Here is a 25313-nt window from a genome sequence, read left to right on the forward strand (position 1 = left end):
GGGAACCTGCCATGTCGCAGCCGAGCATGATCTGGTCCGCCGTCGATTTCGAGCGTGACGGCAAGCAGGTGGACTACCTGCGCCTGCCCCACTCCTCGGACCTTTCCGCCTACGGCTGGATCCCGATCCCGCTCATCGTGATCAGGAACGGCACGGGCCCCACCCTGCTCCTGACCGCCGGCACCCACGGCGACGAATACGAAGGCCAGATCGCGCTGATCCGCCTCGTGCAGGAACTGGCGGCGGAACGCGTCAACGGCCGGGTCATCGTGGCGCCGGCGCTCAATTTCCCGGCCGTCATGGCCGGACGGCGGGTGTCGCCGCTCGACGACGGCAATCTCAACCGCCTCTTCCCCGGTCAGGCGGCCGGCTCGCCGACGCAGATGCTCGCGCATTACGTCGACAGCGTCCTCTTCCCGATGGCCGATGCCGTCATCGACCTGCATTCCGGCGGGCGCTCGCTGGACTATCTGCCGCTCGCCCTCGCCCATCCGGGCCGCACGCCGGGGCATGCCGCCCACGTCAGGGAGCTGATCGAGGCCTTCGGCGCACCGGTCAGCGTGCTGACCGACGGCAGCGGCGGTGGCGGCGCGACGACGCTTTATGCACGCGCGGCTGAGCGGGGGATCCCGGCGCTGACGACCGAGCTCGGCGGCGGCGCAACATTGTCGCCCGAAGGCCTTGCCGTCGCCGAGACCGGGCTGCGCCGCGTCCTCGCCCGTTACGGCATCGTGCCCGGCATGGCCGAAATCGGCCCGAGCGGCACCCGGCTCATGCGCTCCCTCGGCCGCACGGCGGCGGTCTATGCCCCGGAGAGCGGGCTGTTCCAGCCCTCCGTTGCGGTCGGCGCGCGCGTCACCGCCGGGCAGGAGGCGGGCCGCATCTTCTTCCCCGACAGCCCCATGCGCGAACCGGTGACGCTCACCTTCCCCGCGAGCGGCATGGTGAGCTGCCGGCGCTTCCCCACCCTGACGGCGCGCGGCGATTGCCTGTTCAATCTGATGGACGACTGCTGAGCGAGGACCGTCTCGACGCTCATTGGACAGCCTCGACGACATGAAGGCCGGGCATCGTTCAGCCGCCCGGCCTCTCGTGCGGCTGCATCACCGCGCGATCCAGCCGCGCTTCCTCGCCTCGGCGGCGAACCATAGGAGGAAGACGCCGATGGCGAAGATGAGCAGGGGAAACGGCAAGGCCACGAAGCCGAGAAGGCCGATCGCGTCCATGACGAGGAAGGTGTAGCCGAACTGCAGGACGATGGCGGCGAGCGACACCGCGAAAGCCGGCACCGCCCAGCCTTTGCGCAGGACGAGCCCGAGCGCGCCGGCAAGCCCGCTGAGGATGGCGAGGCCGTAGACGGCGAAGAGCCACTGTGGCCGCGCGGCGTAGAGCTGGCGCTGCGCCTCGCTCATCCCGGCGACGGTGGCCTCGTCGGTCATCAGGTCGACGGTCCAGGCCATGGCGCCGAAGAGCATCCACAGGAGGGCAAGGCCGGCAACCAGCCAGTACCAGTGCGGCGGCCGGCCGGTCGCAGATATCGAAACCATCTCTTTTCCCTTTCGCCTGTCAGGATGAGGCCCGGCCCGCGTGAGCGGCTTCGAGCGCTGCGATGTCGAGCTTCTTCATCTTCAAGAGGGCGTCCATGACCCTCTCGGCGCCTTCCCGGTCGGGGCCGGAGAGCATCTTCGGCAACACGGCCGGCACGATCTGCCAGGAAAGGCCGAACCGGTCCTTCAGCCAGCCGCATTCCTGCGCCGTGGCGTCGCCGCCCGCACCGAGCCCCTCCCAGTAATGGTCGACCTCGCGCTGGCTGTCGCACAGCACCTGGAAGGAGAAGGCCTCGGTGAAGCCGAAGCCGTGCGGCATGCTGCTGTCCATGGCGCTGAAGCTCTGGCCGGCCAGCGCGAAGCGCGCGTATTTCACGTTGCCCTCGCGATCGTTCTCGCCCGGTCCGTAGCGGTGCAGATCCGCGATCTCGGCCGCGGGGAAGAGGCTCGTATAGGCGCGCATCGCCTCCTCGGCCTTCCCGGCCACATTCCCGGTGAACAGGAGCGACGGCGTGATCTCGATGGCGGTGCGCGGCGAACGGTCGAGCATGATCTGCCAGGACAGGCCGAAGCGGTCGCTCAGCCAGCCAAATCTGTCGCTCCAGTCGTAGCGATCGAGCGGCATCAGCACGTTGCCGCCCTCGGCAAGCCGGTTCCAGAGCCTGTCGACATCGGCTTCTGAGCCGCAGTGCACGAAGAGCGACACGGCCGGCGTGAACTTGAAAAGCGGGCCGCCGTTGAGAGCGAGGAAGTCGCGCCCGGCAAGGCGGAACTCCACCGTCATCACCGAGCCTACCTCGCGGCCGTGCACCTCCTGGCCGGCCTTGCCGTAGCGCGTGACCGTGCCCGTGGCGGAATCGGGCAGGAGCGACGCATAGAGCGCCGCCGCCTCCTCGCCCTGATGGTCGAACCACAGGCAGGGAATGATGGGCGGATGGTGGGTCATCGTCTCCTCCTCAGGCGGGCATCGCCGACGGATCCATCCAGAACAGCTCCCAGATGTGGCCGTCCGGATCCTCGAAGCTGCGCTCGAACATGAAGCCGTGATCGCCCGGCTCGCGCGCTTCCTTGCCGCCGGCCGCGAGCACCTTGTCCATCATGGCGTTGACGGCCTCCTTGCTGTCGAGCTGCAACGCCAGCAGCACCTCGGTCGTGCGGGTCGCATCCGCGATGTCCTTCTTGGTGAAGCGGCGCAGGCTGCCCGGCGTGTGCAGCATGGCGAAGATGGTGTCGGAGATGACGAGCGCCGCCGCCTCGTCGTTAGTGAAGCGCTGGTTGAAGGAATAGCCGAGCGCCTCGAAGAAGCGCATCGAGCGCTTCAGGTCCGAGACCGCCATATTGACGAAGATCGCGTTGGCCATGGGTGGCTCCGATCGGGATTGAAGGGCGTTTCGAGCCGGCTCAGGCCGGCTGGCCGGCACGCGGCTCGGGCTGGAGCATGCTGACGCGGTTTCCTTCCGTATCGTAGAAGGAGACGTATTCGCCGACGCCGGGGATCGCCATCGGCTCGCCGAGCACCTCCCCGCCCGCCTCCGTCACCTTGCGCATCGCCGCCCGGATGTCCTCCACGGCGACGACGACGGACGGATGTTGCGCCGGCCATTCGGGGTGGCGCCCATAGAAGCCGCCGTTGATCATGCCGGGCTTGACCGGCGCGCATGTCTCGGGATCCGTTTCCGTCGTCGACGCAAGCACGTAATGGCCCATCTCGGGACCCAGCATCTCGCTCTGCCAGTTGAAGGCGGAGCGATAGAACGCCGCCATGCGCTCACGGTCGTCATAGGGCATTTCGAAATGGACGACGGGACACATTCCACTCATGATTGGCCTCCGGAAGGGGAGAGAGAGCCGCCCGCGGCCGCGCCGCTGCTTCGGCGACAGGGCCTTCTCGCCAGCCGCCTGCCGGCGCATCCGAGCAACCTCGCACAAAAAGGTTGATATCAACGTTTCTCGAGATTGTCAACGCGAGAGCCGGAGCGCGGGGTGCCCGTCAGATAATTGTCCGAAATGAGCGCCTAACATGAGGCCTGGGCCATCCGGCTCGGATCCAGCACAGGAGCGAGGCATGAAGATCAATCGTACGGGATCGGCTGTCTGGTCGGGAGGCCTCAAGGACGGCCGCGGCGCCCTCTCCACGCAGAGCGGCGCCCTGAAGGATTACCCCTACGGCTTTTCGAGCCGCTTCGAGGGGGTGGCCGGCTCCAATCCGGAGGAGCTCATCGGCGCTGCCCACGCGGGCTGCTTCACCATGGCGCTGTCGCTCATCCTAGGCGAGGCGGGCCTCACGGCCGAGCGCATGGAGACGACGGCGAAGGTCACGCTGGAGCAGGCGGACGGCGGCTTTTCCATTCCGGCCGTGCACCTGACGCTGAAAGCCCGCATTCCGGGCGCGGACGACGCGAAGTTCCAGGAGCTCGCCGCCAAGGCCAAGGCGAACTGCCCCGTCTCCAAGCTGTTCAAGGCCGAGATCACCCTCGACGCATCCCTCGAAGGCTGATCCGGGATGACGGGGCGAACGCCCCTCACCTCTCCTGCTTCTTCAGGAGATAGGTGTCCATGATCCAGCCCTTCCTCGCCCGCGCCGCCTGCTTGGTGCGGGCGATCTCGTCACCGACGTCGCCGAGACGGCCGGCAATGACGATCTCGTCCGGCGTGCCGAGATAGGCGCCCCACCAGATCCGCGTGTCGGGATCGAGCCCGGCGAAGGCAGTGCCGCCGTCGAGCATCACGACGGTCGTGCCCTCCCCGTCGAAATCCTCGCCGAGGCGCCGGCCCGTCGTGATGGTCACAGGCTTGCCGATGTCGTTGAGGACGACGCGATGGCTCGCGGCGAGGGCCTGGATGCTGGTGATGCCGGGGATAACCTCGACGGCGAGCCTCAATGCCCCCCGCGCTTCGACCCGCTCGAGGATGCGCAGGGTGCTGTCGTAGAGCGACGGGTCGCCCCAGACGAGGAAGGCGCCGGTGCGGGCCTCGTTGAGCTCATCACGGATGAGCGCCTCGTAGATCCCGGCGATGGCCTCGTGCCAGTCCTCGACGCCGCTGCGGTAGCCGCCCGAAGCATCGCGCTGCGGTACAGCAAAGGAAACGCGGCGCACGCCCGCCCGCTCGATGAAGCGGTCGCAGATCCCGCGCCGCAAAGCCGCGAGCTCCTCCTTCTCCGCGCCCTTCTCGGGAATGAAGACCACGTCCGCCCGATTGAGCGCCTTGATGGCCTCAACGGTCATATGCTCCGGGTTGCCGGCGCCGATGCCGATGACGAGGATGTTGCGCTGCATGAATGGCTTTCGTCACCGATGAACGAGTTGAACGGGTCGAGGATGCGGGCACCGCAACCGACGATGTGGTCCCGTTCCGCATCAGCGTTCCTTTCCGGGAGGGATACCGGAAAGGAGGAATCCGCTCAATCCGGCAGCACCCGGATGTCCAGGAGCGCCTGGCGCCGTTCCTCGCGCATCACGGTGAGCGCCGCGGCAATGGCCGCGGGCACCTCTGCCGGGTCGGTGACGCGCCGGCTCCAGGCACGGCTCGCGGCGGCGGTCTGGGTGAAGTCGGGCGACGGCTTCAGCGCCGTCAGCGGCATCTCGTTTGCCCGGGCCGCATGGCCGCCCGGATAGAGCCCGGCGACGGAGGCGCGCACGGCGCCCCATTCCTCGTTGTTGAGCACGATCACCAGCACCGGCAGGGCGAGCGCCTCCGCGATCTGGTGGCAGACCGTCGGGTTGGCGAACATGTAGGAGCCGTCGCCCATGGTCGCGACGCAAATCCGGTCGGGCTCCGCCAGCTGGGCGCCGAGGGCGCAGGGAAAGCTCCAGCCGAGCCCGCCGGAATGCGGCTCCTGGAACCACGAGCGATATTCGCTCCGCTTGAGGGTGCCGAGCTGGGTGCCGAGCTCGGAGAAGACGCTCGCCTCGAGCCCGTCGAGCGCCTCGCCGAGACACAGGCTGACATAGGTCTTGGTGATGCCGCGGCGCACGTCCGCCGCCTTCTCGCGCGCCGCCCGGCGCGTTGCCTCGGAAGCCTCGGCGAGCCGGGCCCGCCTCGCAGCGATGGCCGCCTCGTCGCGGGCAAGACCGGCCATCGCATCGATGAGCGCCGGCACCGTCACGGCGCTCTCGCCGGCGACGGCGACATCGCAGCGGAAGTTGCGCACCGGGAAGCGGCTGAAGAGCGGGTCCGGCCCCATGTGGATGACCCGCGTGTCGGGGCGCAGCGCGTGCCGGTCCGGCCACCACGGGGCGAGGCAGTCGAGCACGAGGACGACGTCGGCCTCCGCGAGCCACGGGCCGGGATCGGCGCCGACGTGGCAGGGATGCTCCGTGGAGATGGCGAGATGCGTCGCCCACCAGGAGCAGACGGCGATACCCCATGCCTCGGCCCAGCGGCCGAAGGCGGTAAAGCTCGCCGCATCGCCCGCCCCGCGCTGGGCGATGACGAGCGGCCGCTCGGCCCCTGCGAGGAGGCGCGCGGCCTCGGCCAGGGCCGCGGCATCGGGCGCGACGGCAACGGGGCTGAGGCTCGGCGGACCCTCCAGCCCCTCTCGCGCCGTCGCCTCGCACAGGGTCTCGCGCGGCAGCGACAGATAGACAGGTCCCTTCGGCGTCGAATTGGCGATGGCCCAGGCCCGATCAAGGAGGCCGCCGACCTGCTCGGGGAACTTGAGCTCGTAGTCCCACTTGCAGGCCTCGCGCACCAGGGCCGTCTGGTCGCGCATCTCCTGCCCCCAGGCGATAGGCACCGTGCGGGCGCCGAAGCGCTTCTCCTCCGTCACCGGCGTGCGGCCGGACATCAGCAGCATCGGCACGTGCTCGCAGGCCGCGTTGATGGCGCCGGTCGCGCCGTTCGACAGGCCGACGTTGGTGTGCAGCATCACGGCCTGGCTGCGCCCGCTCATGAGGTAATAGCCGTGCGCCATGCCCATGGCCGCGTGCTCGTGCGGGATGACGAGCGCGCGCGGCAGCGGGATCTCCTTCGCCGCCGCCTCGGCTAGCCCCTCGATCACGGGCGGGAAATCGGTGCCGGAATTGGCGAAGACATAGTCGACGCCGAGCGCCTTGAGACGCGTGAAGATGGCGCCGCCGGCGGTCATCGTGTCCATGGTCTAGCCTCCCAGCACTTTCGGCAGCCAGAGCGTGATCATGGGGAAGGCGACGAGCAGGGCGACGCGCACCAGCTCCGCCGCGAAGAAGGGCATGACGCCCTTGAAGGTCTCGCTCATCGGCGTGTCCTTCGCCATCGAGGAGATGACGAAGACGTTCATGCCCACGGGCGGCGTGATGAGCCCGAGTTCGACGACGATGAGGGCGAGGATGCCGAACCAGATCTTGAGATCCTCGGTGCTCATGCCGAAGCCGGCCACATCCGCCGTCTGGTAGAGGCCGCCGTTCACCTCGACGAGGACCGGCCAGAAGAACGGGATGACGAGCAGGATCATCGACAGGCTGTCCATCAGGCAGCCGAGGACGACGAGGGCGAGCAGCAGGAGCAGGAGGACGGTCATCGGCGCGAGGCCGGAATGGGCCATCCACTCCGCCGTCGCCTGCGGCACGCCGGCTCGCGACATGAAGATCTTGAGCATCTCCGCACCGAGCAGGATGAGGTAGATCATGCCCGTGGTGCCGGCCGTCTCGAGGAGCGATCCCTTCACGCCCGCCCGGTCGAGCTTGCCGCGGAAGATCCCGAAGACGGCGACGAGGAAGACGCCCACGGCAGCCGCCGGGGTCGGATTGTAGAGCCCGGCATAGATGCCGCCGATGACGAGGCCGAAGATGACGAGGACGGGCACGATGCCCTTCGTCGCCGCGATGAACTCGGCCCGCTCTCCGGCGCTGCCGCGGGGGCCGGCGTCCGGCCGCAGGAGGACGTAGATCGCGATCGTCAGGATGAAGAAGACGACGGCGATGAGGCCCGGCAGCAGGGCGGCCATGAACATCGTGACGATGTTGGCCTCGACGATGACGGCATAGATGACGAGGACGACGGAGGGCGGGATGAGGATGCCGAGCACGCCGCCGGCGGCGAGCGTGCCGGTGGCGAGCGCCCCCGAATAGCGGTAGCGCGCCAGCTCCGGCAGCGCGACGCGCCCCATGGTCGAGGCGGTGGCGAGCGAGGAGCCGCAGACGGAGCCGAAGCCGGCGCAGGCCGCGATCGCCGCCATGGCCGTGCCGCCGCGCAGCCAGCCGAGCCATGCGTTCGCCGCCCGGAAGAGGTCCTGGCTGAGGCCCGCTCGCGTCGCGAGCGCGCCCATCAGCACGAACATGGGCACGACCGAAAGGTCGTAGACGGAGAACTGGCCGTAGGCGAGCGTCTTCAGCTGGCTCATGAAGATCGCCGGGCCGTTGAGGAGCGTCACGCCCACGCCGCCGACGAGGATCATGGCATAGGCGATGGGCATCCTGATCGCGATGAGGAAGACGAGGACGCCGAGGCCGGCAAGGCCGATGAGGAGCGGTTGCGTCATGCGGTCAGGCCCTGGCGTCCCGGACGTTCCCGAGGAACGTCATGACCGCGGCAATGGCGAGGAGGAACAGCGAGACGAGGAAGACCGCATAGGCCATCCAGTGCGGCAGCTGCAGGATCGCGGTGGTGTAGCTGTAGGCCTTCTGGTCCAGCATGCCGGCATACATGCGGGTCAGCAGCAGCAGGCTGAAGCCGAGCGCGACGAGCGAAGCGAGCGCCGAGAGCGCCGCCACCCAGCGCGGCGGCAGGCCGGCGGTGAAGATGTCGGCCGTCACGTTGCAGTGGTTGAGCTGGCAATAGGGCAGGAACATCGAGGCCGCAACCGCGACCCCCATCTCCGTGATCTCGAAATCGCCCGGGAAGGGGCGCCAGAGGGCGCTGCCGGCGACCGACAGCACGTTGACCACCACGACGAGGGCGATGAGGGCGCCGCCGGCGAGCGCCCAGACGGTGATGAGGGTGTGGAGGGGGCCGAAGCGGCCGCCCCCCTCCTCCTTGACCTGCATGGACATCAGTTGCTGCCGCCGTGCTTGGCGATGAGCTCGCGTGCCTTCTTGACGAGCGCCTCGCCATCGATGCCCTGGCCCTTCACCTCGCCGATCCAGCGGTAGACCACGGGCTCGAGCGCGGCCTGGAAGGCGTTGGTCTCCTCGGGCGTCAGCGTGATGTGCTCGTTGCCGGCGGCGACGGCGACCTTGATGCCGCGCTCGTCGATCGCACGCCACGTGTCCCCGGCCTTGGCGAGCCAGGCCTCGTCCGAGGCGTCACGGAAGGCCTTCTGGATCTCCGGCGGCAAGGCGTCCCAGCGCGCCTTGTTCATCGACACCTGGAAGATGCTGGTGCCGAAGCGCGTCTGGTCATGGCCCTCGATCTGGTACTTGGTCTGGTCCTGGATCTTCAGCGCCGGGATGATCTCCCACGGAATGAAGGCGCCGTCGACGACGCCCTTCTGCAGCGCCTGCGGCAGCTCCGGCACCGGCATCGCCGCCGGGGCGGCGCCGAGCGCCTCGATGACCCAGGCGCCGGTGCGCGTCGGGATGCGCATCTTGAGGCCCTTGAGGTCCGACGGCTGGCGCACCAGCTTGTCGCGCGTCTGGATGGCCTGACCCGCATGGGCATGCAGGAACATCACCTCGACGCCCTTGTACTCCTCCTTGAGGTCGCTCTCGAACATCTCGCGCATGGCGAGGTTCGCCGCCTTCGGATCGTTGACGAAAACGAAGGGCAGCTCGAACACCTCGGTGCGCGGGAAGAGACCCGGCGTGTAGCCGTTCAACGTCCAGACGAGGTCGACGACGCCGTCACGCGCCTGCTGGATGAGCTCGGGCGGGCGCCCGCCCAGCGTCATGTTGGGGAAGATCTCGATCTTCACCCGCCCGCCGGAGTTCTGCTCCACCTGCCGCGCCCACGGCTCCAGCATGTCCGTCTGCGCCGGCGCCTGCTGGCCGAGGAAATGGTGCAGCTTGAAGGTGAATTCCTGCGCGGCCGCACCCGTCGCCGCAAGGCCTGCGAGCGCAAGGCCGAGGACTGCCTGACCGATCCAGTTCCGTTTCATCTGTTCCTCCCCTGATCTGGCCCCCACCCTGTGGGAGGCCGGGTGGAGCGGCCCGTTGTTGTTGTTCTCGCCGCCCCGGTTCTCGTGAAAGCTCTCCCCGTTCAGAAGGGATAGTGCTGGCCGGGATCTTCGATGGTCACCCAGCGCAGGTCCGTGAACTCCGCGATCGCCGCATGGCCGCCGAAGCGGCCGTAGCCGCTCGCCTTGACGCCGCCGAAGGGCATCTGCGGCTCGTCCGCCACCGTCGGCCCGTTGATATGGCAGATGCCGGACTGGATGCGCCCGGCCACCTTGAGCGCCCGCCGGATGTCGCGGCTGAAGACGGCTGAGGACAGGCCGTATTCCGTGTCGTTCGCCACCCGCACGGCCTCCTCCTCGCCGTCGACGCGGATGACCGGCTTGACGGGGCCGAAGGATTCTTCGCCATAGACGCGCATCTCGCGCGTCACGTTGTCGAGCACGGTCGCTGCGACGATGGTGCCCTCGCGCCTGCCGCCGGCGACAACTTTGGCGCCCTTGGCGACGGCATCGGCGATGAGCGCGTCCATCTTCTCCGCCGCCTCGCGGCTGACGAGCGAGCCGATGACCACCTGCCCGCGCGGATCGCCCGCCGGCAGCGCCGCGGCCCGTGCCGCGAACTTCTCGACGAAGACATCCGCGATGCTCTTGTCGACGATGATGCGCTCAGTCGACATGCAGATCTGGCCCTGGTGCATGAAGGCGCCGAAGATCGCCGCGTTGACCGCGGCGTCGATGTCAGCATCGTCCAAGACGACGAGCGGCGCCTTGCCGCCGAGCTCGAGCAGGACGGGCTTCAGCTCCTCGGCCGCGAGCCGGGCGATGACCTTGCCGATCTTGGTCGAGCCGGTGAAGTTGACGTGCCGCACCGCGGGATGGGCGATGAGCGCCGCGACCACCTCGGCCGCATCGTCGGGCGCATTGGTGACGACATTGACGACGCCCTTGGGGAAGCCGGCGTCGGCGAAGACCTCGCCGATGAGCCGGTGCGTCGCCGGGCACATCTCGGAGGCCTTGAGGACCACCGTGTTGCCGCAGGCGAGCGCCATGGCGACGGCGCGCGTGCCGAGAATGACCGGCGCATTCCACGGCGCGATGCCGAGGCAGACGCCGCGCGGCTGGCGCACCGCCATGGCGAGCGTGCCGGGCTTGTTGGCGGGGATCACCTCGCCGGCGACCTGCGTCGTCATCGCCGCCGCCTCCCGCAGCATGCCGGCGGCGAGATGCACGTTGAAGCCGGACCAGCCGGCCGTCGCGCCCGTCTCCTCCATCATGGCGCGCGTGAAGTCCGCGGCGCGCGCCTCCATCGCGTCGGCTGCCTTGGCGAGCAACGCCCGCCGCTCGGCGGGGCCGGTCTGCGACCATGCGGCAAAGGCGCGCTCGGCCGCCGCGACGGCAGCGACGGCATCCTCCTTGCGGGCGGCGGGCGCGCGCGTCGCGACCGCGCCGGTGACGGGATCGCGGCGCTCGAAGGTCGCCCCGCTCGCCGCCCCGCAGGCCTCGCCGTCGATCAGCAAAGAAATGTCCATCGCAAGTCCCCGTTCGTTCCTTCCCGCCGGCCGCCATGCCGGCCGGCTAGCCGTCTTCTTGCGCCCCGATGGAGCGGATCTGCCCGACGAGCCGCCCCGCTGTCGCGAGCGCGGCCCCGGTTGCCGCGAGCATCTGCGGCAGCACGAGCCATTCGAGCGTCCAGGCGGCGCCGGAGCGCTCCTGCTCGTGCACCATCGCGCCCGAGAGAGCCCCCGCGAGGGCGGCGTTGTAGCGCGCGAGCGCGACGAGAACCTCGGCGCCGACGGGATTTTCCTTGTGCGGCATGGCGGACGAGCCGCCGCCGCCCGCGAGGCGAATGTCGCCGAGGGCATTCTGCGCCATGAGCGCGATGTCCTGCCCCATCTTGCCGAGGCTGCCGGTGACGAGGGCGAGCCAGCCGCCGAACTCGACGATGCCGTCGCGCGCGGTGTGCCAGGGGCGCTGGGGCGCGGCGAGATCGAGCAGCCCGGCAAGGCGCCGCGCGACAGCCGGCCCTTGATCACCCAGCTTGTCGAGGGTGCCGACGGCGCCGCCGAACTGCAGGACGAACAGCCGCGGCGCCAGTTCGGCGAGCCGGGCGCGGTGGCGCGCGAGCGGCTGCCGCCATGCGGCGATGCGGTCGCCCGCCGTGATCGGCAGGGCGTCCTGCATGCGCGTGCGGCCCATCAGCGCCTTGCCGCCGAAATCCCGCTCCAGCCAGGCGAGCGCCGTGTCGAGCTCTGTCAGCCGTGCGTCGAACCTGGCTGCGAGCTCCTTCAGGCGCAGCACGAGAGCGGTGTCGACGACATCCTGGCTGGTGGCGCCGAAATGCAGATGCGCCCTGTGCGGCTCCGCGAGGCCGGCGCGTAGCTGGCGCACGAGATCCGGCACGACGACGCCGTCGCGCGCCGCCCCCAGGTTGAGCGCCGCCATGTCGGGGCGGAAGGCGCCACACAAATCCTCGATCGCCGCCGCGGCGGCTGCGGGAACGACGCCCTCCTCGGCCTCGGCCCGCGCCAGCGCAGCCTCGAAGCGCAGCATCGCCGCAAGCTCCGCCTCCAGCCCCATGAGCCCCCTCGTCTCCTCATCGCCGAGGAGGCCGGAGAGAAACGGATGGTCGAAGGGCGAAGCGCTCATGCCGTCACACACCCTCGAGCGCGATGGCGATGCCCTGACCGACGCCGATGCACATGGTGGCGAGGGCGTGACGGGCCTTGCGGGCGGCGAGCTCCAGCGCCGCCGTGCCGGTGATGCGGGCCCCTGACATGCCGAGCGGATGGCCGAGGGCGATGGCACCGCCGTTCGGATTGACGTGCGGCGCGTCGTCCGCGATGCCGAGCCCGCGCAGCACCGCGAGCCCCTGCGAGGCGAAGGCCTCGTTGAGCTCGACGACCTCGAAGTTCTCCGGCGCCATGCCGAGCCTGAGGCACAGCTTGCGCGTCGCCGGCACCGGGCCGTAGCCCATGATGCGCGGCGCAACCCCGGCCGCGGCGCCGCCGAGAATGCGCGCGATCGGCGTGAGCCCGTGCCGTTTCGCCCCGGCCTCGGAGGCGATGACGAGCGCGGCCGCGCCGTCGTTGACGCCGGAGGCGTTGCCCGCCGTCACCGTGCCGCCCTGGCGGAAGGGCGTCGGCAGGCGCGCGAGCGCCTCGAGCGTCGTCTCGCGCGGATGCTCGTCGCGTTCGACGACGACATCCGGACCCTTCCGCTGCGGGATCGCGACCGGCACGATCTCGCGGGCGAGGCGGCCGGAGGCGATGGCAGCGGCGGCGCGCTGCTGCGAACGCAGGGCGAAAGCGTCCTGGTCGGCGCGCGAGACGCCGAACTCGGCCGCCACGTTCTCACCCGTCTCGGGCATGGAATCGACGCCGTACTGCGCCTTCATCAGCGGATTGACGAAACGCCAGCCGATGGTCGTGTCGTGGATCTCGGCATGGCGCGAGAAGGCGCTCTCCGCCTTCGGCATGACGAAGGGGGCGCGGCTCATGCTCTCGACGCCGCCGGCGATCATGAGCTCGGCCTCGCCCGCCCGGATGGCGCGCGCGGCTGTGAGCACCGCGTCCATCCCGGAGCCGCACAGGCGGTTGATGGTGGTGCCCGGCACGCTGTCCGGCAGGCCTGCGAGCAGGAGCGCCATGCGGGCGACGTTGCGGTTGTCCTCGCCCGCCTGGTTGGCGCAGCCGAAGATGACGTCGTCGATCGCCGCCGCATCAAGCGCGGCGTTGCGGGCGAGGAGCGCCCGCAGCGGCACGGCGGCGAGATCGTCCGCCCGCACGCCGGCCAGCGCCCCGCCGAAGCGGCCGATGGGGGTGCGCACGTAGTCGCAGATGAAGGCTTCCGCCATCAGGCCACCTCCTGCCCGCCGTGCGCGGCGGCCGTGCGGGCCTTCAGGGCGCGCAGGGTGTCGAGCTCGAGCGCCGTCGGGGCCGGCGTCTCGGTAAGGCCCGCCGCAAAGCGCACCTGCCAGCCGCAGGTCTCCTGCACCGCCTCGCGCGTCACGCCCGGATGAAGCGAGGTGACGGTGAATTCCTTCGTCTCCGGGTCCGGCTTCCAGATGGCGAGGTCGGTGATGAGCAGCGTCGGGCCCTTGGTCCTGAGGCCGAGCCTCTCGCGCGCATGGCCGCCCTCGCCATGGCCGAAGGAGGTGAAGAAGTCGATCTTGTCCACGAGCCCGCGCTTCGACTGCTTCATGGTGATGAAGATCTCGCCGCAGGAGGAGGCGATCTCGGGCGCGCCGCCACCGCCGGGCAAGCGCACCTTCGGCTTCTGGTAGTCGCCGATCACCGTGGTGTTGATGTTGCCGAAGCGGTCGAGCTGCGCCGCGCCGAGGAAGCCGACGCTGATGCGTCCGCCCTGCAGCCAGTAGCGGAACATCTCGGGCACCGAGACGGTAGTCACCGCCGTCTCGCACAATTCCCCGTCGCCGATGGACAAAGGCAGCACCTCCGGCGCCGTGCCGATGGTGCCGCTCTCATAGATGAGGGTGATGTCCGGCGCGTGGGTGAGGCGCGCCACGTTGCAGGCTGCCGAGGGGGCGCCGATGCCGACGAAGCACACATCGTCGTTCTTCAGCGCCCGCGCCGCGGCGATGGTCATCATCTCGTCGGAGGTAAAGCCCGTCATCGTGCGGCCCTCAGCGCTGCGACGCGGCCCGCGAAGACGTCCGCGTCCTTGTCGAGAACGTTCTGCTTCATCCACGCCGTGAAAGCCTCCCGGTCGGCGGCGATCGCATCCCATTCGAGGTAGCTGCGGTTGTCGCGGGCGTAATAGCCGTGGGCATAGGAGGGATGGGCGCCGCCGGGCACGACGGCGATGGCCTTCACGGTCCAGTGCGGCAGCACGCAGGCGTTGGGGTGGACGCCCGCGAAATCCTCCACCACCTCCTCCACGGTCACGACGGCGCGCCTTGCCGCGAGCACCGCCTCCTTCTGGATGCCGATGATGCCCTCGATGAGCACGTCGCCGCGGCGGTTCGCCTTCTGGGCGTGGATGAAGGTCACGTCCGGGCGGATCGACGGCACCGCCGCCAGTTCCTCGCCGGTGAAGGGGCAGGTGACGGAGCGGATGTTGGGATTGACCCTGGCGAGGCTCGCGCCCTTGTAGCCGCGGAAGACGGCGCACGGCAGGCCCGCCGCGCCCGCCTCGTAGGCGTTGGCCATGGCGGCGTGGGAATGCTCCTCGATCTCGACCGGATGCGGCCAGCCGTTCTCCACCGCGTCGCGCAGTCGCCGCAGCAGGCCGACGCCCGGATTGCCGGCATAGGAGAAGACGAGCTTTCTCGCCATGCCCATGCCGATCATCTGGTCGTAGACGATGTCGGGCGTCATGCGCACCAGCGTCAGGTCGCGCCGCCCCTGGCGGATGGCCTCGTGCGCCGCCGCGTGGGGGATGAGATGCGTGAAGCCCTCGAAGGCGGCGGTGTCGCCGTCGAAGAGGTTGCTGCTGACGGCCTCGGCGAGGCTCATGAAAGTCGCCATCAGGCTTTGCCCTCAAACGTCGAAGAAAACGGTCTCGTCTTCGCCCTGCAGGCGGATGTCGAAATGGACGGTGTCGCCCTCCCGCCGGCCGATCAGCGTCGGCACGCGGGCGGGCACGACGCGGCGCAGCACGGGATCGTCCCGGTTCGCCGCCTCCTCGTCGGAGAAATACATGCGCGTGTGGAGGCCGATGTTGATGCCGCGCGCGACGATCCAGAAGCTCACGTGCGGCGCCATGGTCGCCCCCCGCGGCCCGGGCACGGGGCCGGGCTTCACGGTGTCGAAGGAGAAGACGCCCTCCTCGTCGGCGGCGCAGCGGCCGAAGCCGGTGAAGTTCGGGTCGGCGGCCCCGCGATGCTCCATCGGGCTGTTGTAGAGCCCGGCGGCATCCGCCTGCCAGATCTCGACGACGCAGTCGTTCACCGGCCGCCCCGCCCCGTCGAGCACCCGGCCGCGGATAGTGATGCGCTCGCCGCGGACCCCGTCGGCCACCATGCGGGCGCCGAGGTCCTCCGGCGTGACGCCGGTGATGCCGCAGACATTCGGCGTCAGGCCGATGTGGACATAGGGGCCCGCGGTCTGCGACGGCGTTTCCCTGAGGCGGTCGAGGTGCTGGACCATCAGTTCCCCTCCGGCCGGTTCTCGAAGAAGGTGGAGCGGCGCCCGCGCAGCACGATGTCGAACTTGTAGGCGCGGCTGTCCATCGGCACCGCATTGGCCATGTCGAGCGCCGCGACGAGCTGGGCGATGGCCGCCGGGTCGGCGATCGTGCGCACGATCGGGCATTGCGCGATCATCGGGTCGCCTTCGAAATACATCTGCGTGATGAGCCGCTGGGCGAAGCCGGAGCCGAAGACCGAGAAGTGGATGTGGGCCGGGCGCCAGTCGTTGACGCCGTTCGGCCAGGGATAGGCGCCGGGGCGGATGGTGCGGAACCAGTAACGCCCTTCGCTGTCGGTCAGCGAGCGGCCGAAGCCGCCGAAATTGGGATCGAGCGGGGCGAGATAGCCTTCCCGCTTGTGGCGATAGCGACCGCCGGCATTGGCCTGCCAGTATTCCACCAATACGTCCGGCACCGGCCGGCCGTTCTCGTCGAGCACGCGGCCGTGCACGATGATGCGCTCGCCGATGGCGGATTCGCCCGGCTTGGCGAAATTGTGGATGAGGTCGTTGTCGAGCGCGCCGATGACGTTGTGGCCGAAGGCCGGCCCGGTCTTCTCCGACAAGGTGCTCTCGAAGGAGACGAGCGCCTCGCCCGGCGCACGCAGGATGCTGGACTTGTAGCCGGGCGCATAGGCCGGCGGATGCCGGCCGCGGTCGCGCGCCATGAAGGGCGCCGCCTCGGACGCGAGATTAGAGAGCCGCTTGTCCATGCCCCTCGTCTCCATGCCCCTCGTCCTCCTTCATGCCGGCGAGCGCCTCGCGCGCCACCTTGATCGCCTGGTTGGCGGCCGGCACGCCGGCATAGATGGCAACATGCAGCAGGGCTTCGCGAATGTCGTCCATTGTCGCACCGGTGCGGGCCGTGGCGCGCACGTGCATGGCCATCTCCTCGTAATGGCCGAGGGCGGCCAGGAGGGCGATGGTGACCATGGAGCGCTCGCGCTTCGTCCACGTCTCGCGCGACCACACGTGGCCCCAGGCGGCTTCGGTGATGAGGGACTGGAACGGGCCGTCGAAACCGCTCTGGTTGGCGAGCGCCCGTTCGACATGCGCCTCGCCGAGAACCGTGCGCCGCGTGGCGAGGCCCTGGAGATAGCGCTCGGACGGTTCGTCCTCGGTCGGCATTGAGCCCTTCCTCCCACGTCCGGCTTGTCGCCCCGCGCTCGTTGCGGTGGACGGTGCCGTCATTCGTTGGCGTCATAGTGCTGCGCGAAAATCTTTCTGTAAAATGATAAAAGCGCCGCTTATGATAACCTGTACGTTATCTGTTGTGGAGGCCTGGATGGCTGACGGTCGCGTGCGCCTGCGCCACTTGAGGACCTTTCTCGAAGTCTCCCGCCAGCGCTCCATCGGCAAGGCCGCGGAGGTGCTCAACGTCAGCCAGCCGGCGGTGACGAAGACGATCCGCGAGCTCGAGGCTATCCTCGGCGCCCCTCTGTTCGACCGCGAGGGCCGCGGCATCCGCCTGTCGCATTACGGCGAACTGTTCCTGCGCCATGCGGGGGCGAGCCTCGCCGCCGTGCAGCAGGGCATCGACAGCGTCGCCCGCGCCCGGGCGGGCGGCGGCCCGCCCATCCGCATTGGCGCTCTGCCGACGGTCTCGACGCGCATCATGCCGCGCGCCATGGCGCAGTTCCTGGCGGCTGAGACCGGCAGCCAGACCAAGATCGTCACCGGCGAGAACATCGTGCTGCTCGACCAGTTGCGCCTCGGCCAGCTCGACATCGTCGTCGGCCGCCTCGCCGCGCCGGAGCAGATGGCGGGCCTCGCCTTCGAGCATCTCTATGCCGAGCAGGTCCGCTTCGTGGTGCGCGCCGGCCACCCCCTCCTGTCGGGCCGGCTCGACTTCGCGCGCATCCGGGAATTCCCGATCCTCATGCCGACGCGCGGCTCCGTCATCCGCCCCTTCGTTGAGCGCTTCCTGCTCGCCCACGGCATCGCCGAGCTGCCCGGCGAGATCGAGACGGTGTCGGACGCGTTCGGCCGCGCCTTCGTGCGCAGCTCGGATGCCGTGTGGATCATCTCCGAGGGCGTCGTCGCCGCCGACGTGGCCGACGGCCTGCTGCGGCTCCTGCCGATCGACACCTCCGAGACGCGCGGCGCCGTGGGCCTGACGACGCGGCAGGGCGAGACCGGAAATGCCGCGATGGACATCCTCTCGCGCGCCATCCGCGACACGGTGGAGGTGCTCAGGCTGTGAGCGCCGCCTCCTCACTCCGCGAGAGGGCACGGAAGCGGCTCGGCGTCACGCCCGCCGCCCGCGTGAAGAAGCGGGTGAAATAGGCCGGGTCGGCATAGCCGAGGATGATGCCGATCTCCTTGACGCTGAGGGCGCTGAATTTGAGGTAGCGCTTGGCCTCGACAAGGACGCGGCCCTCGATGGCGGAGAGCGCCGTGATGCCGAGCTCGCGCCGGCAGATGCGGTTGAGATGCGTCGTGCTCATGCCGAGCGCCCCGGCATAGAAGGACAGCGCGCGGTTGTCCCGGTAATGCCGGTCGACCAGCGCCTGGAAGGCGCGCAGGTGCCGGGCCGTGACGGCGGCCGCACCGTCCGCCGCGGCCGGGGCGGCAAGGCCGATGCGGTGGATGGCGAGGAACAGCAGCACCAGCCGCGCCCTGACGGCGAGCGCCTGGCCGGGTGCCGCCCGGTCCGCCTCCTGCGCGAGGCGGGCGATGTCGGCCGCGAGCGGCGACAGCCCCTCCGTCTCGGGCCTGAGGATGCACGGCCGCGCGAAGCCGGCCAGGATGTCCGGCACCTCGGCGAGGAGGCCAGCAAGGTCGCGCTCGAAGAGCGTCAGCACGAAGCCTTCCACGTCGGGCGAGAAGGCATAGCCGTGCACGGTGAGCGCCGGCACCGTGACGAGCGCCGGCGCCGCAAGCGCCGTCTCCAGGCCGTCGAGCGTCACCCGCGCCGCGCCGCGGGCGAGGAACAGCACCTGGAAGAACTGCTCGTGCCGGTGCGGGGCGATGTGGAAGCCGTAGAGCCGGCTGCGCGACGTGATCGTCTCCCAGTGCAGCCAGTTCTGCTCCTCGGAGTAGGTGTTCTCGCCGTAGAGGGCGTAGACGGGGATGTCGGTCATGTTCGTATCGTCCAACTCTTTGTCCGCTCCGTCCATTGGCAATCGCACCTGCGCTCCACAGACTTGTCGCCAATGACGAGCGGCCGCGAAGGCCGCGGGGAGGACGACATGCGTACCCAGGTTGCGATCATCGGGGCGGGGCCCGCCGGGCTCATGCTCGGCCGGCTGCTGGAGCGGGCCGGCATCGAGGCCGTCATCATCGAGCGGCGCAGCGCCGACTACGTCCTCGGCCGCATCCGGGCCGGCGTCCTCGAGCAGAGCACGGTCGAACTCCTCGCCCGTGCCGGCGTCGACGAGCGCCTGAAGGCGGAAGGCCTCGTGCACGACGGCGTCGAGATCTCCTTCGACGGCGACATGCACCGCATCGACTTCTCGGGTCTCATCGGCCGCCACGTCACCGTCTACGGCCAGACCGAGGTGACGCGCGACCTGATGGAGGCGCGGGCAGGGTCCGGCGCCTTGTCCATCTACGAGGCCGAGGACGTCTCGATCCACGATTTCGACGGCACGCGCCCCCGCGTGCGCTACCGCAAGGACGGCGTCACGCACGAGATCGCCTGCGATTTCATCGCCGGCTGCGACGGCTTCCACGGCGTCACACGCGTCAGCGTGCCGAAGAAGGCGATCCAGATCTTCGAGCGTGTCTACCACTTCGGCTGGCTCGGCGTGCTCGTCGACAAGCCGCCCGTGGCGGAGGAGCTGATCTACGCCCACCACGAGCGCGGCTTCGCGCTCTGCTCCATGCGCTCGCCGAGCCGCAGCCGCTATTACGTGCAGGTGGACGCCGACGAGAAGGTCGAGGCCTGGTCGGACGAGCGCTTCTGGGACGAGTTGCGGCGCCGCCTCAACCCGGAGGTGGCCGAGCGGCTCGCGACTGGACCGAGCATCGAGAAATCCATCGCCCCGCTGCGCAGCTTCGTCGCCGAGCCGGTGCGCTTCGGCCGCCTGTTCCTTGCGGGCGATGCCGCCCACATCGTGCCGCCGACCGGCGCCAAGGGTCTCAACATGGCGATGCACGACGTGCGGCTGCTCGCGGATGCCTTCATCGAGCACTATGGCGACAAGTCCGGCGCCGGCATCGAGGGCTATTCGGCCAAGGTCCTCGCCCGCACCTGGAAGACGGAACGCTTCTCCTGGTGGATGACGTCGCTGCTCCACGTCTTCCCGACGACCGGCGCCTTCGGCCGCCGCATCCAGCGGGCGGAGTTCGACTATCTGACGTCCTCGCGCGCCGCCGCGACGAGCCTCGCCGAGAACTACACCGGATTGCCGGACTGACCGGCCGGGCCGCGGCCGGCGGGAAAGGCAGCGCTGCATTGCAGCAGCGATATTGCATTGCGGCATGGAAGACCCTAAAGCGCCTGCCGGCAACCCATCCGGCAGGAGCAGGATCAATTGCACGCAGGTCCTATCTCCTGCCCGCCCCGCGCGTCCCGTGACGCAGCGGCCCGCGCCCCCGGTGGCCGGCCGTGAACCGACCTCTTCCGAGGGGCCGAGGCGGGCCCCGGCACACCGCAGGCGCGGTCGTCAGCCTGCCGCGCGCCTTGTCGAAGCTCGGCTTCTGCTCGCGCACGCAGGCCGAGGCCCTGATCGCCGAGGGTCGCGTCAAGCTCGACGGACGCACGGTCCGTGATGCGACGATCCGGGTCGATCCAGGCCGGGCGCGCATCACGGTCGACGACAAGCCGGTCGTCGCCGAGCGCAAGGTCTACCTGATGCTCAACAAGCCGCGGGGGCTCGTCACCACCCGCGACGACCCCGCGGAGCGGGCAACGGTCTACGATTGCCTTGACGGGCTCACACTGCCCTTCGTCGCGCCGGTCGGCCGCCTCGACAAGGCGAGCGAGGGCCTTCTCCTCATGACCAACGACACGCGCTGGGCCCAGCGCCTCCTCGACCCGGCCTCCGATGTCGAGAAGACTTATCACGTGCAGATCGACCGCGTGCCGGACGAGGCGGTGCTCGCCCGCCTCACCGCCGGCCTGACGGTCGACGGCGAGCACCTGTGCGCCAGATCGGCCGCCGTGCTGCGGGCCGGACAGCGCAACGCCTGGCTCGCGATCGTGCTCAACGACGGTCGGAACCGCCACATCCGGCGGATGCTCGAAGCCCTCGGCATCGAGGTCCTGCGCCTCGTGCGCGTCGCGATCGGCGGCCTCATGCTGGGCGACCTGCCCAAGGGTGCCGTGCGGCACCTGACGCCCGCGGAAAAGGCCCGGCTCGACCAGGCGCCGCGCTAGACAGTTTGAATAAAACGCGGCGCCGGAGGCTTGAGCTTGGCTTCGGCTTGATCCCTCCCCTTGAGGAGAGGATGGATCGCGCCATCCGAAGTCGGATTTATCCGACTTCGGGCATTCAAGATGTCGAACTCAAACAAGCCCGAGTTCGAAGGCGCGAGACGGGCGGGGTCGAGGCCGGGGATGGTGTTCACAGTCTGAGCCGCGTGCCCCCTCCGTCGCCACTTCGTGCGCCACCTCCCCCTGCGGGGGAGGATCAACGCACGCACCAATCTGAACTCATGTTCAAACGACCGGCATCAGCGCCGGAAGGTCGCGTCGGTCCAGTCGAGCAGCCCGCCGAGGAAGGCGGTCGCCATAGGCATGAAGTGGCTGCCGTTGTGGTAGAAGGGGTCGAGCGTCGTCACCACCAGCCGCCCCTTGCCGCCGGCGACGCCTGGATGGTCGTAGAGCAGGGTGCCGTCGGGCCCGCCGCCCATCTCGGGCGCGATGGTGACGAGCGGGATGGCGCCGGGCGGCGGGTGCAGCAGACCGTGGAAGTGCCACACCACCGAGCGCTGCGACACGTGGCGGAAGATCTCGTGGTCGGGATTGGCGATCCGGTGTCCGGGATCCGTCCCCTTGTCGAGCCACCACCAGAAATTCGTCGGCCTGAAGGTCCATTCGACGCCCGGCGCCCAGGTATGCGCCTGGTTCTCGCCGAGCACGATCAGCGTGCCGCCCTCACTGAGGTAGCGCAGGAAGAGCCGCCGCTTGGCGCGCAGGACCGTGGGGCTGACCCGGTCCGCCACCATGACCGCGGCAAAGCCGTCGAGATCACCTTCCGCGAGGTCCGGCGCATAGAAGGCATGGTCGAAACGGTCCCGGAACCGCGGGGCGTTGATCGTTTCGTGGTGGTAGTAGGAACCGCCTTCGACAACCGCAAGGCTCATCGCGTGTCCTCCTCAGCGGCGATCCAGTCGAGAAGCTGCGGGGCCATGCGTGCGGCGCTCGTGCCCGAATCCACGTAGCCCCACAGGTCCGCCCCCGCATGGACCAGCAGGCGCCCACCGGCGGCGGGCCTTGCCTCGAAATCGACCGGATGGCGGCCCGGGCCGAGCGCATGGATGACGCGCGCGCCGGGTGGCGGCGGATTGGCGCCGCGTCCATAGAAGCCGGCGACGCCCCGCCGGAAGGTGAGATGCGCCGGATCGACCCCCTCCCAGACGGGGTGGTCGGCGATCCGCACCACTTCGAGATCCGCGACCGTATAGTCGGGAATGGCCCGGTAGGGCGCCAGCTCGTCAAGGAACGGATAGGCGACATGCCCGCAGAAGACGATGGTGCCGCCCCCTTCAGGAAGGCCTCGAGCTGCGCCTTACGGGCGAGCAGGTAGCGCTGATCGGCGTGGAGGCCGATCAGCAGGCCGCGATAGGCGGCAAGGTCGACGCCGCCGAGCTCGTAGAGCGGCACGACGTCGAGGCGCGAGCCGAGATCGACGCTCTTCATGAGGAAGTTGACGCCGCCCTCGGTCTGCTCGCAATCCAGAAGCAGAGCGTCGATCATCGCCGCCTCACTTGCCGAAGGCGATCGGCGCGATGAGGTCGGCCTTCACGTCGATGGTCTTCTTCAGCATGCCGGCCTCGACCATGAAGTCCTGGTCGGCAGCGAGATTGGCGACGTCGGCGTCCGTCATCGCCAGGGTGAAGTCGTACCAGGCGTTCATGCGGCGGGCGTCCTCGAGCGAGATCTTCTGCTCCTCGGCGGCCAGCTTCAGCGCCTCCTCCGGCTCCTTCGCCATGAAGTCGAGCGCCTTGCGATGGGCGGCGAGATAGGCCTCGACGAGGTCCGGGTGCTCCTTCAGGAAGGCGCCGCGCACGCCGATGACCGTCGTCGGGTTGAGGAGGCCCTTGCCGTTGACGATGACATGGCCGCCGGCCTGCTCCACAGCGAGCGCGTTGTTGCCGGCGAGCGTCGCGGCATCGACCTTGCCGGCGAGCAGCGCGGCCCGGGCCGCGCCGAGGTCCATGTTGATGTAGTCGACGTCGGCGAGCGTCATGCCGTTCGCCTTGAGCGCCGCCGCAAGCAGCTGGTTGAGGACGGTGCCCTTGGGACCGGCGACGGTCTTGCCCTTGAGATCGGCGACGGAGGCCGGCCCGCCCTTGGCGGCGAGGATGCCGTAGGCTTCCGGATTGCGGCTGTAGGCGGCGATCACCATGACGTCGGCGCCGTTCGCCTTGCCGAGGATGGCCGAGGAGCCGCCGAGGACGCTCGCGATGTCGATCTCGCCCGCCGCGATGGCCTGCACCTGCTGGGCGCCCGAGGTGATCTCCGGCGATTCCACGGTGATGCCGAAGGGCGCGAAGGCTTCGTCGAGGTAGCCCTTGGCGCGCATGACGATGGAGGGCACGTTGAAGGGCGATGCCACATAGGTGATGCGCACCGTCTTCGGCTTCTCGGCGGCCGTGGCGACGCCTGCCGCGCCGGCCAGCGAGAATGCCCCGGCAAGCGCCAGGGCGGCGGTGATGATGCTGCGGCGGGTCGTCGGGATCACGGAGTCGTCTCCTGTTGCAAGAAGGGGTCGCGGTGCAAGAAGTCCTGGGCGGGCTGCGGCCGCCGGCCCGCGCCGCCCGAAAGGTCGTCGAGGATAGCGCGGCGCAGGGCGACGAGCTCCCGGTCCGTCGCATCGCGCGGGCGCGGGAGCGGCACCGGCCGGCGCCCGATGATTCGGCCGCCATCCATGTGAACGACCTCGTCCGCGAGCAGCACCGCCTCCTCGACGTCATGCGTGACGAAGACGACGGTCGGCCGGCGTGCCAGCCAGATGTCCGTCAGTTCGCCCTGCAGGCCGCGGCGCGTGAAGGCGTCGAGCGCGGCGAAGGGCTCGTCGAGCAGCAGCAGCTCGGGCTCGAGCACGAGGGCGCGCGCCAGCCCCACCCGGCTCGCCATGCCGCCGGACAGCTGGTCCGGATAGGCGTGCCGGAAATCGGCGAGACCGACGAGCGCGAGTGCCGCCTCGACCCGCGCGGCGATCTCGACCTTCGCGACCTTCCCCACGAGGCCGAAGCCGACATTGCCGGCCACGGTGAGCCACGGCATCAGCCGCGGCTCCTGGAAGACGCAGCCGACGGTCGGTCGCCCGCGGCTGTGGCTGATCTCGCCCGTCGTCGGCGCGGTCAGGCCGGCGAGCAGGCGCAGCAGGGTCGACTTGCCGCAGCCCGAGCGGCCCACCACGACCGTGAAGCTGCCGGGCGGCAAAGCGAGGTCGACCTCCGCCAGCGCCACGACCTCCCGCTCGCGGACCGTGTAGCGCTTGCCGAGGCCACGGAGCTCAAGCATGGGTGATCTCGGTGCGCTGGCGCAGCCACGGCGCGGTGCGCGCGATCAGCCGGCGCACGCCGAAATCGGCGAGGAGGCCGAGCGTGCCGATGACGAAGATGCCGACGATGACGATGTCGGTGCGCGCCAGCTGCTCGGCATCGACGATCATGTAGCCGAGCCCCGCCGCTGAGGCGACGAGCTCCGCGCCGACGAGCGCGCGCCACCCCTGCCCCAGCGCGAGGCGCAGGCCGATGACGATCGACGGCAGCGCCGCCGGCAGCACGATGCGGCGCAGGATGTCCCGCTGTGCGAGCCCGCAGACGCGGCCGACCTCGACGAGTTTCGGATCGCATTGCGCGATGCCGCCGAGCGCGCCGAGGAAGATGGGAAAGAAGCAGGCGAGGACGATGATGCCGATCTTCTGCGCCTCGCCGATGCCGAGCCAGAGGATGAGGAGCGGCATCATCGCGAGCGGCGGCACCTGGCGCAGGAACTCCAGCACCGGCTCGAAGGCCTGGCGGGCCGCCGGCGAGACCCCGAAGAGGAAGGCAAGCGGCAGGGCGAGCGCCACGGCAAGGCCATAGCCCGCAAGGATGCGCCCGATGCTCACCGCGACATGCGCGCCGAGCGTGCCGTCGCTGATGAGTTCCCAGCCCGTCGCCAGCACCGTCTCGGGCAGCGGCAGCAGGAAGGCCGAGACGAGCCCGCCCGCCGAAGCGAGCCACCACGCCGCCGAAAGGGCGATCAGGACGCAGGCGGCGCCGGCATGTCTTGCAAGACCGGGAATGGCCATTCTCTCGTACGAAGGGATGTCACGCCAATGGGCGTCCGCCACCATCGGCGGATGGCGCGTCTTATGACTTCATCTCCGTACTGGCAATATAAAGCTCGTATTTTGTAATTATTACAATTTCCAAGAACGCGAATATCATGCTTTCATATCGTGAAGGCATAAAACTCGTTCGTAT

At 69.5% G+C, this 25313-nt stretch carries 28 protein-coding genes; 5 read left to right on the forward strand and 23 right to left on the reverse strand.

Annotated elements, in window-relative coordinates; translation table 11 throughout:
• Positions 1 to 11 precede the first annotated feature (11 nt).
• A complete protein-coding gene (locus AL346_RS23795) occupies positions 12 to 1016 on the forward strand; it encodes a succinylglutamate desuccinylase/aspartoacylase family protein (RefSeq protein ID WP_019400272.1) in 1005 nt (334 codons plus the stop codon).
• An 87-nt stretch (positions 1017 to 1103) separates the two neighbouring features.
• Here AL346_RS23795 and AL346_RS23800 read toward each other — a convergent pair whose 3' ends face one another.
• Genes AL346_RS23800 through AL346_RS23815 form a run of 4 tightly spaced genes read right to left on the reverse strand, consistent with a single transcriptional unit; the run spans position 1104 to position 3368 of the window.
• A complete protein-coding gene (locus tag AL346_RS23800; protein ID WP_019400273.1) occupies positions 1104 to 1547 on the reverse strand; it encodes a hypothetical protein in 444 nt (147 codons plus the stop codon).
• 19 nt (positions 1548 to 1566) lie between these two features.
• Positions 1567 to 2493, reverse strand: a complete 927-nt coding sequence (locus AL346_RS23805; protein WP_019400274.1) for a VOC family protein — start codon at positions 2491 to 2493, stop codon at positions 1567 to 1569.
• Between the two features lie 10 nt (positions 2494 to 2503).
• Positions 2504 to 2908: a VOC family protein gene (locus AL346_RS23810; protein WP_019400275.1), complete on the reverse strand. Its 405-nt coding sequence runs from the start codon at positions 2906 to 2908 to the stop codon at positions 2504 to 2506.
• Positions 2909 to 2948: 40 nt separating this feature from the next.
• A complete protein-coding gene (locus AL346_RS23815; RefSeq protein WP_245258828.1) occupies positions 2949 to 3368 on the reverse strand; it encodes a VOC family protein in 420 nt (139 codons plus the stop codon).
• Between the two features lie 244 nt (positions 3369 to 3612).
• On the opposite strand from AL346_RS23815, the gene AL346_RS23820 reads away from it, so the two are divergent.
• Positions 3613 to 4044, forward strand: coding sequence for an OsmC family protein (locus tag AL346_RS23820; RefSeq protein WP_019400277.1), 432 nt, complete (start codon positions 3613 to 3615; stop codon positions 4042 to 4044).
• A 25-nt stretch (positions 4045 to 4069) separates the two neighbouring features.
• Here AL346_RS23820 and cobF read toward each other — a convergent pair whose 3' ends face one another.
• The 13 genes from cobF to pcaC all read right to left on the reverse strand — a co-directional run bounded on the left by cobF (position 4070) and on the right by pcaC (position 16853).
• Positions 4070 to 4825: a precorrin-6A synthase (deacetylating) gene (gene cobF, locus AL346_RS23825; RefSeq protein ID WP_019400278.1), complete on the reverse strand. Its 756-nt coding sequence runs from the start codon at positions 4823 to 4825 to the stop codon at positions 4070 to 4072.
• A gap of 125 nt (positions 4826 to 4950) precedes the next feature.
• A complete protein-coding gene (locus AL346_RS23830; protein WP_019400279.1) occupies positions 4951 to 6645 on the reverse strand; it encodes a thiamine pyrophosphate-requiring protein in 1695 nt (564 codons plus the stop codon).
• 3 nt (positions 6646 to 6648) lie between these two features.
• Complete coding sequence (locus AL346_RS23835; protein ID WP_019400280.1) at positions 6649 to 8007, reverse strand: TRAP transporter large permease; 1359 nt, start codon at positions 8005 to 8007, stop codon at positions 6649 to 6651.
• A gap of 4 nt (positions 8008 to 8011) precedes the next feature.
• A complete protein-coding gene (locus tag AL346_RS23840; protein ID WP_019400281.1) occupies positions 8012 to 8518 on the reverse strand; it encodes a TRAP transporter small permease in 507 nt (168 codons plus the stop codon).
• The gene (locus AL346_RS23845) at positions 8518 to 9561 is read right to left on the reverse strand and encodes a TRAP transporter substrate-binding protein (protein ID WP_019400282.1); all 1044 of its coding nucleotides are present in this window, start codon (positions 9559 to 9561) and stop codon (positions 8518 to 8520) included. Before AL346_RS23845 ends, AL346_RS23840 begins: the two co-directional genes overlap by 1 nt.
• 101 nt (positions 9562 to 9662) lie before the next feature.
• The gene (locus AL346_RS23850; protein WP_053194213.1) at positions 9663 to 11108 is read right to left on the reverse strand and encodes an aldehyde dehydrogenase; all 1446 of its coding nucleotides are present in this window, start codon (positions 11106 to 11108) and stop codon (positions 9663 to 9665) included.
• Between the two features lie 46 nt (positions 11109 to 11154).
• Positions 11155 to 12225 (reverse strand): 3-carboxy-cis,cis-muconate cycloisomerase, encoded by a 1071-nt coding sequence (locus AL346_RS23855; RefSeq protein ID WP_019402041.1) that lies wholly within the window; start codon positions 12223 to 12225, stop codon positions 11155 to 11157.
• A gap of 4 nt (positions 12226 to 12229) precedes the next feature.
• On the reverse strand, positions 12230 to 13432 hold the full coding sequence (gene pcaF / locus AL346_RS23860) for a 3-oxoadipyl-CoA thiolase (protein WP_019402042.1): 1203 nt from the start codon (positions 13430 to 13432) through the stop codon (positions 12230 to 12232).
• The gene (locus AL346_RS23865; protein ID WP_019402043.1) at positions 13432 to 14211 is read right to left on the reverse strand and encodes a CoA-transferase subunit beta; all 780 of its coding nucleotides are present in this window, start codon (positions 14209 to 14211) and stop codon (positions 13432 to 13434) included. Before AL346_RS23865 ends, pcaF begins: the two co-directional genes overlap by 1 nt.
• Positions 14208 to 15065: a CoA transferase subunit A gene (locus AL346_RS23870; RefSeq protein WP_019402044.1), complete on the reverse strand. Its 858-nt coding sequence runs from the start codon at positions 15063 to 15065 to the stop codon at positions 14208 to 14210. The genes AL346_RS23865 and AL346_RS23870 overlap by 4 nt, the downstream gene beginning before the upstream one ends.
• Positions 15066 to 15077: 12 nt before the next feature.
• The gene (gene pcaG, locus AL346_RS23875; protein ID WP_019402045.1) at positions 15078 to 15686 is read right to left on the reverse strand and encodes a protocatechuate 3,4-dioxygenase subunit alpha; all 609 of its coding nucleotides are present in this window, start codon (positions 15684 to 15686) and stop codon (positions 15078 to 15080) included.
• Positions 15686 to 16438, reverse strand: coding sequence for a protocatechuate 3,4-dioxygenase subunit beta (pcaH, locus tag AL346_RS23880; RefSeq protein WP_019402046.1), 753 nt, complete (start codon positions 16436 to 16438; stop codon positions 15686 to 15688). Before pcaH ends, pcaG begins: the two co-directional genes overlap by 1 nt.
• Complete coding sequence (gene pcaC, locus AL346_RS23885) at positions 16419 to 16853, reverse strand: 4-carboxymuconolactone decarboxylase (RefSeq protein ID WP_019402047.1); 435 nt, start codon at positions 16851 to 16853, stop codon at positions 16419 to 16421. Before pcaC ends, pcaH begins: the two co-directional genes overlap by 20 nt.
• Positions 16854 to 17010: 157 nt before the next feature.
• Between pcaC and pcaQ the strand changes: the two genes are divergently transcribed.
• Positions 17011 to 17928, forward strand: coding sequence for a pca operon transcription factor PcaQ (pcaQ, locus tag AL346_RS23890; protein WP_019402048.1), 918 nt, complete (start codon positions 17011 to 17013; stop codon positions 17926 to 17928).
• Here the strand turns inward: pcaQ and AL346_RS23895 are convergent.
• Positions 17918 to 18808 (reverse strand): helix-turn-helix domain-containing protein, encoded by an 891-nt coding sequence (locus AL346_RS23895; protein ID WP_019402049.1) that lies wholly within the window; start codon positions 18806 to 18808, stop codon positions 17918 to 17920. The genes pcaQ and AL346_RS23895 overlap by 11 nt on opposite strands.
• Positions 18809 to 18916: 108 nt before the next feature.
• Between AL346_RS23895 and pobA the strand changes: the two genes are divergently transcribed.
• The gene (pobA, locus tag AL346_RS23900; protein ID WP_026015116.1) at positions 18917 to 20086 is read left to right on the forward strand and encodes a 4-hydroxybenzoate 3-monooxygenase; all 1170 of its coding nucleotides are present in this window, start codon (positions 18917 to 18919) and stop codon (positions 20084 to 20086) included.
• Between the two features lie 191 nt (positions 20087 to 20277).
• Positions 20278 to 21048, forward strand: a complete 771-nt coding sequence (locus AL346_RS23905) for a pseudouridine synthase (RefSeq protein ID WP_026015117.1) — start codon at positions 20278 to 20280, stop codon at positions 21046 to 21048.
• 296 nt (positions 21049 to 21344) lie between these two features.
• Here AL346_RS23905 and AL346_RS23910 read toward each other — a convergent pair whose 3' ends face one another.
• The 5 genes from AL346_RS23910 to AL346_RS23935 all read right to left on the reverse strand — a co-directional run bounded on the left by AL346_RS23910 (position 21345) and on the right by AL346_RS23935 (position 25138).
• Positions 21345 to 21977, reverse strand: coding sequence for a hypothetical protein (locus AL346_RS23910; protein ID WP_019402052.1), 633 nt, complete (start codon positions 21975 to 21977; stop codon positions 21345 to 21347).
• Positions 21974 to 22276 (reverse strand): hypothetical protein, encoded by a 303-nt coding sequence (locus AL346_RS23915; protein WP_053194215.1) that lies wholly within the window; start codon positions 22274 to 22276, stop codon positions 21974 to 21976. The genes AL346_RS23910 and AL346_RS23915 overlap by 4 nt, the downstream gene beginning before the upstream one ends.
• A 321-nt stretch (positions 22277 to 22597) precedes the next feature.
• Entirely contained in the window at positions 22598 to 23578 is a 981-nt protein-coding gene (locus AL346_RS23925) for an ABC transporter substrate-binding protein (protein ID WP_019402054.1), read from the reverse strand.
• Positions 23575 to 24363: an ABC transporter ATP-binding protein gene (locus AL346_RS23930; RefSeq protein WP_019402055.1), complete on the reverse strand. Its 789-nt coding sequence runs from the start codon at positions 24361 to 24363 to the stop codon at positions 23575 to 23577. The genes AL346_RS23925 and AL346_RS23930 overlap by 4 nt, the downstream gene beginning before the upstream one ends.
• Positions 24356 to 25138 carry an ABC transporter permease gene (locus tag AL346_RS23935; protein WP_019402056.1) on the reverse strand — a complete coding sequence of 261 codons (783 nt, stop codon included), beginning with the start codon at positions 25136 to 25138 and terminating at the stop codon, positions 24356 to 24358. The genes AL346_RS23930 and AL346_RS23935 overlap by 8 nt, the downstream gene beginning before the upstream one ends.
• Positions 25139 to 25313: the final 175 nt, after the last annotated feature.

Origin of the sequence: Chelatococcus sp. CO-6, from assembly GCF_001271345.1 — a bacterium.
In the GTDB taxonomy this organism is placed as follows: Bacteria; Pseudomonadota; Alphaproteobacteria; order Rhizobiales; family Beijerinckiaceae; genus Chelatococcus_A; species Chelatococcus_A caeni.